This window comes from Paenibacillus thailandensis (genome assembly GCF_042685365.1).
Taxonomy (GTDB): domain Bacteria; phylum Bacillota; class Bacilli; order Paenibacillales; family Paenibacillaceae; genus Paenibacillus_AP; species Paenibacillus_AP thailandensis.
The window spans coordinates 50,426-61,825 of record NZ_JBHUMY010000018.1; the positions used below are offsets into that span (position 1 = coordinate 50,426).

At 52.9% G+C, this 11,400-nt stretch carries 10 protein-coding genes; 8 read left to right on the forward strand and 2 right to left on the reverse strand.

Annotation, left to right across the window (positions count from 1 at the left end; genetic code table 11):
• Positions 1–700: 700 nt before the first annotated feature.
• On the forward strand, positions 701–853 hold the full coding sequence (locus tag ACFSW5_RS16565; RefSeq protein ID WP_379275355.1) for a topoisomerase DNA-binding C4 zinc finger domain-containing protein: 153 nt from the start codon (positions 701–703) through the stop codon (positions 851–853).
• Between the two features lie 44 nt (positions 854–897).
• On the opposite strand, the gene ACFSW5_RS16570 is transcribed toward ACFSW5_RS16565, so the two are convergent.
• Both ACFSW5_RS16570 and ACFSW5_RS16575 read right to left on the reverse strand, forming a co-directional pair.
• Positions 898–1,728 (reverse strand): WYL domain-containing protein, encoded by an 831-nt coding sequence (locus ACFSW5_RS16570; RefSeq protein ID WP_379275333.1) that lies wholly within the window; start codon positions 1,726–1,728, stop codon positions 898–900.
• Positions 1,715–3,025: a helix-turn-helix transcriptional regulator gene (locus ACFSW5_RS16575; RefSeq protein ID WP_379275335.1), complete on the reverse strand. Its 1,311-nt coding sequence runs from the start codon at positions 3,023–3,025 to the stop codon at positions 1,715–1,717. The genes ACFSW5_RS16570 and ACFSW5_RS16575 overlap by 14 nt, the downstream gene beginning before the upstream one ends.
• 169 nt (positions 3,026–3,194) lie before the next feature.
• Here ACFSW5_RS16575 and ACFSW5_RS16580 point away from each other — a divergent pair, with 169 nt between their 5' ends.
• From ACFSW5_RS16580 to ACFSW5_RS16610, 7 genes are all read left to right on the forward strand, one after another.
• On the forward strand, positions 3,195–3,977 hold the full coding sequence (locus tag ACFSW5_RS16580) for a nucleotidyltransferase domain-containing protein (protein ID WP_379275337.1): 783 nt from the start codon (positions 3,195–3,197) through the stop codon (positions 3,975–3,977).
• A gap of 278 nt (positions 3,978–4,255) precedes the next feature.
• The gene (locus ACFSW5_RS16585; RefSeq protein WP_379275339.1) at positions 4,256–5,551 is read left to right on the forward strand and encodes a limonene hydroxylase; all 1,296 of its coding nucleotides are present in this window, start codon (positions 4,256–4,258) and stop codon (positions 5,549–5,551) included.
• A 34-nt stretch (positions 5,552–5,585) separates the two neighbouring features.
• The gene (locus tag ACFSW5_RS16590) at positions 5,586–6,812 is read left to right on the forward strand and encodes an RtcB family protein (RefSeq protein WP_379275341.1); all 1,227 of its coding nucleotides are present in this window, start codon (positions 5,586–5,588) and stop codon (positions 6,810–6,812) included.
• A gap of 683 nt (positions 6,813–7,495) precedes the next feature.
• Positions 7,496–8,266 carry an NUDIX domain-containing protein gene (locus tag ACFSW5_RS16595; RefSeq protein ID WP_379275343.1) on the forward strand — a complete coding sequence of 257 codons (771 nt, stop codon included), beginning with the start codon at positions 7,496–7,498 and terminating at the stop codon, positions 8,264–8,266.
• Positions 8,267–8,356: 90 nt separating this feature from the next.
• Complete coding sequence (gene pnuC, locus ACFSW5_RS16600; protein WP_379275346.1) at positions 8,357–9,028, forward strand: nicotinamide riboside transporter PnuC; 672 nt, start codon at positions 8,357–8,359, stop codon at positions 9,026–9,028.
• Positions 8,998–10,032 carry an AAA family ATPase gene (locus ACFSW5_RS16605; protein ID WP_379275348.1) on the forward strand — a complete coding sequence of 345 codons (1,035 nt, stop codon included), beginning with the start codon at positions 8,998–9,000 and terminating at the stop codon, positions 10,030–10,032. The genes pnuC and ACFSW5_RS16605 overlap by 31 nt, the downstream gene beginning before the upstream one ends.
• Before the next feature lie 32 nt (positions 10,033–10,064).
• Positions 10,065–10,955: an ADP-ribosylglycohydrolase family protein gene (locus ACFSW5_RS16610; RefSeq protein WP_379275350.1), complete on the forward strand. Its 891-nt coding sequence runs from the start codon at positions 10,065–10,067 to the stop codon at positions 10,953–10,955.
• Positions 10,956–11,400: the final 445 nt, after the last annotated feature.

An 11,400-nucleotide genomic window follows, 5' to 3' on the forward strand; every position in this document is an offset into this window, starting at 1 on the left:
GTAAGAGTAACTCTTGGAGGTAATCAGGAACATACAAACTGTTTCAGAATAGTTAGCACAGAAACGACCTATTTTTCATAATGAAGCTGATTTTCAGCATGCACTTGCTTGGGAGCTGCGAGAGTTATATAAATGTAAGACTTCTTACTAGAAGGACTTTTATATTTGGAAGGACTTTTGGACTAATATGTCGAAAAATTTGGAATCCATATGATAACAAAAAGAAAGGGCTTGAGCATGAACAGCGAACTGTCTAAACTAACGGATTCCTTTGTATCGCCTCTTCTATTTATCGTCATGTGCCTCGTTGTGTATTTGGTAGCGGCAATGATTGTATTCTATCGTCTACTTCCATGGATACCTTCAGGGCTCTCCAAAGCTCTAGTCGGTTTAGGATTGATAGGCATGTTTGTTTGGTTAACTTCCAATTTTAATACGATATCCAAGCTTGTAGAAGACTTTTCAAGTACCCAAATGATCATTGGATTATTTGTATTGTTTATTATTGTGGCTGTGATAAGCGCTCTTCTATCGGGTAATAAGAAGAAAGCAAGGCGTTACAACTTCCGACCTTACTCAAGCAGCCAAAAATGAAGCCGAACAGTTCAAGGTGGATTATTGGCACGGTGCAGTATTGGAGCAAAAGCTCCGGTCATGGGGGAAATGGCAGCCTGGTGCAAAGAAAAGAACAAGCTCGGCTATGAATAAAGCCGTTCGGGAAGCAGCAGCGGGGGCGTCGTTGCCATCTTGTCCGGCGTGCGGTTCGTATATGGTACAAAGAAAAAATAAAGAAGGTAAATCGTTTTACGGTTGTTCCAATTATCCGAAGTGCAGAACGACCAAATCCATTTAATATAGAAAGTAAAGAAGACTCCTCGTTCAGGAGTCTTTCTTGTATTAACCAGAAGCCTCCTCGCTCACCATCCCTTGCCCAACCCCATAGCGCTCCAGCGCTTTACGGGATGCCTCCAGCATCCTCTTCTTCAAATAATCCCCCTCCACAACCCGCACCCGTTTCCCGAGGAAACGGATCTTGGACAGCAGATATTCCTGCTCATCCTCCAGCAACTTTACCTTTACCATATAGGTATCTTCCAGTTCATCGTACTCGACGTCCTTCTCGAAGCACGAGAGAGCGTACAGAATCCGGGACAACTCCCTGTTATAGTCGCGGACTACTTCGATGACGGCTTCGGTTTTGCGGGAGTCGAGGATTCGGCCGATTTTGTCCAGCATAGAGCCCGCATACGCCGGGCTGATCGTCCGCTGCGTAACGGAGACGATGTTCGCCAGCTTGGTGCTCATAAGCGCATGGTGCCGGAGATGATACCAGAGCAGGTACCACTCGCGCTTGACCATGGAATATTCAAGCTTGTACGGCAGGCCGTAATGATCGGAGTAAACGCGCCCGTCCTTGATCCGATAGGTCAGGCCGACGGCGTTTTTTCGCATAATATGCCGCCGCAGCGAAGGGAGGAGCGGATGGTACACCTGCTTCTCATGGCTTCGGGCTTTTTCGATCAGATGCTCGGACGTATCCATGACGTTGTCGTATTCGAGGAGGGAGCGCAGCTTGTCCAAGGTGACTGCGGAGAAGGCTTCTTTCGCTGCGGGATGCTCCAGCATCGTCTTCAGCCAAGCTCTCTCGTGGGAGGTAACCATGACGGTGCCGGAGTTCTCCAGCCGGGAGAGGATCTGGTAGTTAAAAATTTTCTCAAACAGATTCATAATACGCCTGGATCTCCTTCCATTCCGCGATCATTTCGTTCCGCAGCGAGACCGGCTCCAGCACCTCGCAGCTGGAACCGAAGCTGCGCAGCCAAGGCCTGATTTCGGTCGTTCCGTTAACGGTGATTTCATATATAAACGTCTGCTCGTCCTCGTCCACGATTTTTCCCCATTGCCCCTGCAGCAGCACCCGTTCCTTTACGAAGTTGGACTTGCTGTCCTCCGGATTGTAAAAGCGCGCCCGAACCTTAACCGGCCGGCCGGTATCGATCAGCCAGCTGTACCGGATTTTCTCCTCCAGCCCGGCCGCTTTCGCGCGGAACAATTCCTCGCCGACCTGCTCGTCCTCCTCGATCTGCGTAATGCCTTCCATCCGGTATTTCCGGATCCCGTCCCGTTCGCTCGAAAGCAAATACCACCGGCCGTATTGGTGGTCGTACACGACCTTGAGCGGCAGCGTCTTAATCAGCCGGCCGCTCGTTTCCCGCTCGAAGAGCGGGTTCGTGTTTTTGGAGGCGTAGCTTTTCTCGGACTTCGGCGAAAAATACAAAAACTGCACTTTGCGCCGTTGCCGGATCGCGCTGAGCAGCGTGAACAAATGCGCTTCGTCCAGTATCCGGGAATGGTAGTGATATTTATAGAGAAAAGGCTCGATCGCATGCAGCTCCATCCCGCCGCGCTGCAGCTGCTTTTTCAGCCCGTCTCGCAGCAAGTAGCCTTGTACGGAAGGAACTAAAGTGTTGGCCATGACGTCCACGAAATCGTAAAGGTCGATAAGCTCATCGTCCGACAGCTCCCGCACCAGATCGTTGTTTACCCGGTAACGGTACGGGCGCGAGGCCGATTCTTTTCGGATGACGCCGACCTCCTCCAGATACTTCAGATCGGAGCGGATCGTTTTTTCGTCCGGAAAAAGAAGACCGTCCGGCATGCCGCCGGAGCAAATATCCAGCAGCTCCATAGCTGTTAGAGCTTGTTCGTTCATGGCTCCGAGCAGGAGGGAGATGCGGTGGCTTTCCGACTCTTTGACGGACTTGGCCCGGTACAGGAACAGCAGCATCGGATCGGCGGAGTCGTAGTAGCTGTACCGGATCGTTTCGGCCAGTTCCCGGCTTTGCTCCTGCGGCAAATGCCGGTGCACGGCGCTCACGATTTCCTTCAGCTTGCGGATCGTTTTATCGAACGTATGCACCGATATGCCCAGCCGGTCCGCGAACTGCTGCCGGTTGAATGCGCCGCTGGTCAGGACGAGCATGCGCAGGAATTGGATCTCTTTATCAAAGCTTTCCTTGGCCAAAATGGAATCCTCCGTTCCGTTCTCGATTGTCGTCTTTTTATTGTAGCAGAGGAAGGCGCGGTTTGGACAAATTGGGAAAGTTCTCTTTGTCGTAATACTTTCGCCAAGTTTGGTTGACCGAAAATAAGCAAAGATAGATACAGAAAGCACGGCAAAGGAGGTATCCGCAATGAGCGACGTTCAACAACAAATCCTAAACGAACTGCAGCGAATCGAGCGGGAGGAAAACGTGCGAATTTTGTACGCCTGCGAATCGGGCAGCCGAGCCTGGGGCTTCCCGTCGAAGGATAGCGACTACGATGTTCGTTTTATATACATTCGGCCGGTAGAGTGGTATTTATCTATTTTGGAGAAGCGGGATGTCATCGAGAGGCCGATCAGCGACATGCTGGACATCAGCGGCTGGGATTTGAGGAAGGCTTTAACGCTGTTCCGCAAATCCAACCCGCCGTTACTGGAATGGCTGCAGTCTCCGATCGTTTATAAAGAGAACTATTTGGTTGCAGAGCGGATCCGCCGCATGTCTCCTTACACGTTCTCCCCGAAGTCCTGCATGTATCACTATTTGCATATGGCCAAAGGAAACTACCGCGACTACCTGCAAGGGGAGCGGGTGAAAATCAAGAAGTACTTTTATGTGCTGCGACCCGTCTTGGCATGCGAATGGATCGAGAAATATAATGCAATGCCTCCGATCCAATTTGACCGGCTTGTCGAAGATATCGTACCGGACGGCAGCGAGCTTCGGAACGTTATTCACGAGCTGCTGACTCGCAAAAAAGCGGGAGAAGAGATGGACTACGAGCCGCGAATTAATCCGATTAACGATTACTTGGAACAAAAAATCGCTTATTTTGAACGGACGGCGCCGCGCATGCAGGCCGCTGACGGCATGCAAGACGAACGTCTGGATGCGCTGTTCTGCTTATCGCTAAAGGAAGTGTGGGGATAGGTTCGATGTTATTATTTTTCGAAAAAGCGATACGCTCGCCATGGGCCGGTAAATCGTCCATTTACGCATATATTCGCGGGCAAGGAGATACGGTAGGCGACGCGTTGCCGGATGATGAGGAATATTGGGCCGGAAGCCGGATACGTTGGGTGGCCGGAGGGCAGGACGGAGCGATGAGTCACCATGCGGCTTCGGACGGCAAGGCGGACGAGGCTCGCGAACTGGCGAATCTGTTGGCCAAACATTCCAGAAAGCCGAGAAATGCAACGAGGAAGGAATTGTACATCAAGGTTCTGAAGGCCGATATAGCCGGCATCATTGACGATGTATTGGACGTGATTCGCAACCATTCAGACGTACAATGGGAATCCGTATTTCATGAGGCGGTATGGCTCTCAGAAAACGGAGCTCACCGCAACGCGGTTAAATTCGGAATCGCGTTATTGGGTCTTTTTCAAAACGAACAAGCGAAAGAGCTGCTTCTTACCCTGGGCAAACACGAAGAATTTACGCTCTATGCCGCGGTCGCCATACAGAATGGCATGAAGAACGGCAACGAAGTGCTTTTCGAGTTAGCTAAGAGCGTTCATGGATGGGGTAAAATTCATATCGTCGAAAGGTTGGAGCCGACAAGTCCGCATATGAAAGACTGGCTTTTGCGCCATGGCTGTTCTAACACCGTCATGAACGAATACTTGGCCTGCGTCTGTGCCAGAAAAGGCGACCTAAAGGAGGCGCTGTCTTCCGATCGGGTAGACAAAGACTTGTTTGAGGGCGCAACCGACATCGTCGAAGCGTTATTATACGGGGGGCCCGCCGAAGACATCGACGATTACGAGCATGCCCCGAAAGTTTTATCCGATTATGTTAGGCTTGCACGGGAGATGTACTCAACCGTTAAGCACTTATCCGTCATGCTGGATATCCGCGACTTTTTGAATTCAGATGAAAAGAAGTGGACTGAGCGTATGCAGTCGGGATGGACGGAGCGGCTAAGAGGGGCTGTTCTGGAAAGCTGCCAATCGATTATCTCCCGATCCGGGTGGGGAAGCACCGTGATGGACGCGGTACGTTCAAGCGATACGTTAGAGCACTACTACGGCGTTACTTGCTCACGGAAGCTTGGCATCGACATTTGGGAGGAGCTCTTCGCCCAGCTTGTTGCGAATCCGGCTCTTAATAATTACTTGGAGCTTATGAAGTCCGATGATCCGAATCGGATACGGAAGTTGGTGCAATTCGCCGAGGAGCGGCTGCCGCTGCGACACATCGCCTCGGGACCCGCGGATGAATTCGGGCTTGGGATAGAATTTGAAGCGCATGCCCGTCTCGGAAGCCTATTGCAAAGCCTGGATCGTCATGAGGGTGTTGGCAAACAACTTATCTTGACCGGTCTGAACAGTCCGGTCGTCAGCAACCGAAATATGGCACTTAATGCTCTGGAGGGCTGGAATATCGCTTCTTGGGGAGAAGAACTCCTCCAAGCGGTTACACGATTGGAGGAGGAAGAACCCGTCGATTCAGTCAAGGAACGCATACGCAAGTTAATGGAAGACAAAGGAATATCATTATGATTGATGAATGTTATTACAGGAGTTGAACTAATCAATGGCATATCAAAATATAGACGGGGTGCTCGTATGGGGGAACCCCGACGCGGGCGCCCTTGCCCAAGCGAAAACATGCGCGGAAACCGGCAACGTGGTTCAAGCGCTGCTGATGGCGGACCATCATAAAGGGTACAGCCAGCCGATCGGCGGAGTTGTCGTGTACGACGGACAAATCTCCCCTTCTGGCGTGGGCTACGATATCGCCTGCGGGAACAAAGCGGTGCGAACCGGCTTGTACGCGAACGAGATCAAACCGCGCTTGCCGCAAATTATGGACGAAATCGCGCGGAACGTCTCCTTCGGCGTGGGCCGCGTCAATAACGAGAAGGTCGATCACGATCTGTTTGACGATCCGGATTGGGCGGTGTACGCGGCGGTCGGCAAGCAGGAACACGACAAGCTGAAGGCGCTGGCCCGCGATCAGCTCGGCACGGTGGGCAGCGGCAATCATTTCGTCGATTTGTTTGAGGAGCGGGAGACGGGCCGGGTATGGATTGCCAACCATTTCGGAAGCCGGGGCTTCGGGCATAAGACGGCAAGCGGTTTTATCAATTTGGCCGCAGGCCGGGCTTTTCTCGCTAACGCTCCGGGCGAAAAGATGGATCAGCCGCCCGTGCTTCTCGAACTCGACAGCGAGCTTGGCGACATGTACTACCGCGCGATGAGGCTGGCCGGACGTTACGCTTATGCCGGGCGGGATTACGTGATCGCGAAAGTGTTATCGATACTTGGGACGGAAGCGGATCTGGAAGTGCACAACCATCATAACTATGCATGGAAGGAAACGCATAACGGCAAGGAAGTTGTGGTTGTCCGCAAAGGAGCGACACCGTCCGCGCCCGGCCAGACCGGTTTTATCGGCGGCAGCATGGGGGATATATCCGTCATTGTCAAAGGGAAAGACAGCGCGGAGAACCAAGACGCCTATTACAGCACCGTTCACGGCGCGGGCCGGATTATGAGCCGGACGCAAGCGGCCGGCAAGATGAACTGGAGAACCCGCACCCGAAGCGGCGGTCAAATTACGACGGAGCAGATGCTGCAAGCCGTTCGGAGCTACGGCGTCGAGCTGCGCGGCGCGGGCACGGACGAAAGTCCGTTTGTATACCGGAGGCTCCAAGAGGTGCTCGACGCGCATGCCGAAACGGTCGAGGTGCTGCATGTGCTGAAGCCCATCGGCGTTTGCATGGCCGGTGCGGACGAATTTGATCCGTATAAGGACTGATTGAAAGCTTTTTGAGTCTGGGGGTACTTTTCGATGTTCCTTTTTTCATGTCGTTTCATCACGCCTAGCCTGTAAAGGATGAAATTTCCCTTGGCGCCTGTACAGGCTGGGCCTTATCCCAAGGGGCGTGATGGAATGAAAAGCAAAAATAAAAATCGTAGTCGGGCGTATTACCGGCATCATCGAAAAAGGGTAATTCAGAGGAAGAGTAAGATTGCAAAGCAAATCGGTTGGCATGAATCAAAGCCCGGAAAATTGGCTAAAGGAAAAATTCACTGTTCATGCTATTACTGCAATGAAAAGACAAGAAATTGGGGATTGCCCAAATCCGATCTTGTAAGACTTAAAGGCTTGGATGACCTCGAATAGATTAAGATGCTTGGGCGGGTAGGATAGTGAATGCTGTCGTCCTTGTTTATGCTCCATGCGGTGGCGCGTGGGACGTTTGCGCAAAACGCGGCAACGGCCCGGACGGTATTCACGGTGGAGGAAGGCATTAAGCCGTTTGACACGGACCGTATCAAGGCAAATTTTATGGTTTAACGTTAGGCCACACGTGCAGCTAAGGATTGCGGCTCGTGTGGTCTTTATTTTTTTCCAAAAAAGTCCTTGACTATTCTCTTTAAAATGTCATAATGATAATATCAAATTGATAATAATAAAAAAGAAAGGTGACCTACCCGATGAACGCCTCCGATAATCAATCAGGCTACGATCCGAAAAAATACCGGACGCCGGACGGCGCTCCGAGCGATATCGTCATCTTTACGATTACGTCGACGGAGCGGACGACGGCGAAAAAAGCTTTGCCGATCCGCGAGCTGCAGGTGCTGCTCATTCGCCGCAAAGAATGGCCGTTCGTGGGGCAATGGGCCTTGCCCGGCGGGTTCTGCAAGGAAACCGAAAGCATGTACGAATGCGCGCTGAGGGAACTGCAGGAAGAAACGGGCGTCACCGACGTCCATATGGAAAGTTTGAACGTTTACAGCAAGCCGGGGCGCGACCCGAGAGGCTGGATGATCTCGCACGCTTTTTACGCTTTGGTGCACGATAAGTGGCTGGCGGCCCGGAGGGCCGACACCGACGCAATCGACGTGCGGCTGTTTCCCGCCGAGGAAGCGCTCCGGATGGAGCTGGCTTTCGACCACCGCGACATTCTGCGGGATGCGTTAAACAAGGTGCGCGAGCAAATGCTCACGACGACGATCGCCAAGGAGTTTCTGCCGGAGGAGTTTACGATTGGGGAGCTGTACCAGGTTATTCGGACGGTTGTGCCCGACTTCGAGGAACCGAACTTTATGCGCAAAATTACGTCTACCCAAAGCCGCAAAGGCATTATCGAGGAAGCGAAGGACGCGGGCGGCCAGCCGAAAATGTCCAACCGCTACTCGCAACGGCCGGCTCAGCTTTACCGTTTTACCGACTGGGTTCCGCGGCTGTCCATCTATAGCTAAGGCGCTGCTTGGGCGCTTCTCTTTTTACTCTTTAATAATGTCAATTTGACAATCTAACACAAAGCACTTATTCCATGAGGAGGAGTTACTATGAAAAAAGGCTGGACGTTGCTCATAGCGTCCGTATGGATGGCGGCTATCGCGGTGTACACCTCATCGACGACGCTGGAGGTCGTCGCGACCGCGACGGGTCTGCTGTCCGTTTGGCTGACGGCCCGCGAGAACATTTGGGCTTGGCCGGTAGGTCTCGTCAATGTCGGCTGTTTTTTCTTTATGTTCGAGGAAGCGAAGCTGTATGCGGATATGACGCTGCAAATTTTCTTTTTTATTCTTAGCGTATACGGCTGGGCGGTCTGGCTGATGAAACGGGAAGGAGCCGACGTACGGCCGACCCGCAGAATTAAGATGGGAACGGCGGTCTGGTTAGGCGCTCTGGCGGTTGTTTTGTCGGCCGTGTGGGGGTACGTGTTGGAGACGTATACGGATGCATCGATTCCGTACGCCGATGCGTTTATCGCAACTTTCAGCCTTGTCGCACAATATTTGCTTTCGTCCAAAGTGCTGGAGAACTGGATTTGCTGGGTGGCTGTTGACGTTATGTCGATCGCGATGTACGCGTACAAGGAGCTTTATGCGCTGTCATTTTTATATGTGATCTTTCTGCTGATCGCCGCATCCGGTTACGTATCGTGGAGACGGGAGCTTCGCCAGCGTGAAAGGGGGTTAACCGTATGGCAGGCCGAGAGCGCACCACGGGTTTGACGTTAGGGAAGTTTGCGCCGCTGCATCGCGGGCATCAGCTGATGATCGAGCAGGCCATCCGGGAAACGGACGAGGTGATTGTCGTCATTTACGATTGCCCGGAGACGATCGATATTCCGCTGAACGTCAGAGCGGACTGGATCCGGACGCTGTATCCGCAGGTAGAGGTGATCAAGGCTTGGGACGGACCTTCGGAATCCGGCAATACGCCCGAGATCAAAAAGCTGCAGGAGGACTATATTTTAAGCAAGCTGGGCGGGAGGAAGGTAACGCATTTTTACTCCAGCGAATTTTACGGCGAGCATATGAGCGCGGCATTAGGGGCGGTGGACCGCCGGGTCGATCCGTCCCGGCAGCAGATGCCGGTATCGGGAACTCAGGTGAGAGAGGCGCCTTACGAGAACCGGCATTTCGTTGATCCAGTCGTATACCGGGATATGATTACGAAGGTAGTGTTCCTCGGGGCGCCTTCGACGGGCAAAACGACGTTGGCCGCCCATATGGCCAAGTGTCACCGTACGGTATGGATGCCGGAGTACGGCCGCGAATATTGGGAAAAGCATCAGACGGACCGAAAGCTTAGCCTCGGCCAGCTCGAGGAAATCGCGGACGGGCATCTCGAAAGGGAAGAACGTCTCGTGCAGGAGGCGCGCGGCACTCTATTCGTCGACACGAACGCGATCACGACCTATATGTTCTCGCTGGATTACCACGGCGATGCGACTCCCCGCTTGACGCAGCTGGCCGAGGAGGCGGCGTCGAGGTACGATCTTGTCTTCGTATGCGATGCGGACATTCCGAACGACGATACATGGGACCGTTCGGGGGACGTGCATCGGCAGCTGTTTCAGAAGAAGATTTTGGCCGATCTTCGAGTCAGGCGAATTCCGTATTTTGGGCTGAGCGGCACGCTGGAGGAGCGGGCGGAGAAGGCAAGCCGGATTTTGGCAAGCTTTCGCAAATACCGCAGCCTGGGGGAAACATTATGGCCGGAGCCGAATTAAGGCCGAGTGTACGTCAGAAGGAGGAGAAGTAAATGGGGGATTATGGACGGCTGCTGAACCGGATCAAAGGCGGCCTCTACGGTGTGGCGGTAGGAGACGCCTTGGGAGGAACAACCGAATTTATGACGCCGCACGAAATTAAGGAGAAGCACGGATACTTGACCGAGATCATCGGCGGCGGCGTATGGAGGCTGGAGCCCGGCGAAGTGACGGACGATACGATGATGACGTTATGCGTTGCCGAGGGGCTGCTCGTTAACCCGGACGATCCGCGCGAAGCGATTGGGACCCGGTTTATCGAATGGTACGGGACGAAGCCGAAGGATATCGGGAACATTATCCGTCAATCGCTGCGCAACTACGAAGGCGATTGGTTTGAGGCGGCTTTTCTGGCGCACATGGATTTGGGGCAAAGCGCGGGCAACGGTTCCTTGATGCGCTGCCTGCCGGTTGCGATGGCATACACGGATTTAAAGGATATCGAGCGGATCTCGCGCATGCAGTCCAAAATGACCCATTACGACGAACGCAGCGGCGAAGCTTGCGTTCTCTATAACCGTATCGCATACCGACTGCTGCATGGCGAACCGCTTGCGGATGCCGTCCGGCGGGAGCTGCAGGGCACGATGTACGAGGATTTGCTTCACTCCGAGCCGAATTGCGAGCCCGGCGGTTTTGTCGTGCATACGTTCCGTTGGGTCATTCATCTGGTGCTGCATTCGTCGAGCTTCGGGGAAATCGTTCAAAAGGCCGCGAATCTAGGCGGCGACTCCGATACGATCGGAGCGATCGCGGGCGGGCTTGCGGGCGTCTATTACGGGTACGACGGCATTCCGGCCGAATATGCGGAAGCGATCTTGGTGAAGGAACGTCTGGAAACCGCGGCCGTCCGGCTGTTGGAGCTACGATTGAGCCGAATGTGATTGAGGGATATCTGCTTACTCCTCATATCGAAGTACACGGGGCTGCCATGACAGCTTGAGCAAGCTCGGGCAGAGAAGGCGGAGAAGCGTGTAGGCTTCAAGGGGCGAATATTGTGAATCAGGGTGGATAATGTCCGAGAAGAAGATGAATAAACTAAACGAAAAGACACCGGCGCTTTAATGCCGGTGTCTTTTAGCGCTTTAACTCTGCGCGGCAACTCAAATGTCGGCAGCTGGAAGATTCATTGTCTAAAACTCTATTTCATGAACAAGCTTGCCAACGCAATCGGGTATCGGTAAATACGATAGAGTTTTCGTTGTTTGGGTGGGGAATTTTGGTTAATCTATAGGTGTCTCCCAAGAATAATAAAAGCGCTTTATTGATGCTAGACTTAATAGTAGACACAGATTAAACTGATGAAATGACTAACATCGGAGGACTGTG

Coding starts and splice junctions, on each gene's coding strand:
- ACFSW5_RS16565 (WP_379275355.1), top strand. CDS start 701: ATGAATAAAGCCGTTCGGGAAGCAGCAGCGGGGGCGTCGTTGCCATCT.
- ACFSW5_RS16570 (WP_379275333.1), bottom strand. CDS start 1,728: ATGAATCTGTTTGAGAAAATTTTTAACTACCAGATCCTCTCCCGGCTG.
- ACFSW5_RS16580 (WP_379275337.1), top strand. CDS start 3,195: ATGAGCGACGTTCAACAACAAATCCTAAACGAACTGCAGCGAATCGAG.
- ACFSW5_RS16590 (WP_379275341.1), top strand. CDS start 5,586: ATGGCATATCAAAATATAGACGGGGTGCTCGTATGGGGGAACCCCGAC.
- ACFSW5_RS16595 (WP_379275343.1), top strand. CDS start 7,496: ATGAACGCCTCCGATAATCAATCAGGCTACGATCCGAAAAAATACCGG.
- pnuC (WP_379275346.1), top strand. CDS start 8,357: ATGAAAAAAGGCTGGACGTTGCTCATAGCGTCCGTATGGATGGCGGCT.
- ACFSW5_RS16605 (WP_379275348.1), top strand. CDS start 8,998: ATGGCAGGCCGAGAGCGCACCACGGGTTTGACGTTAGGGAAGTTTGCG.
- ACFSW5_RS16610 (WP_379275350.1), top strand. CDS start 10,065: ATGGGGGATTATGGACGGCTGCTGAACCGGATCAAAGGCGGCCTCTAC.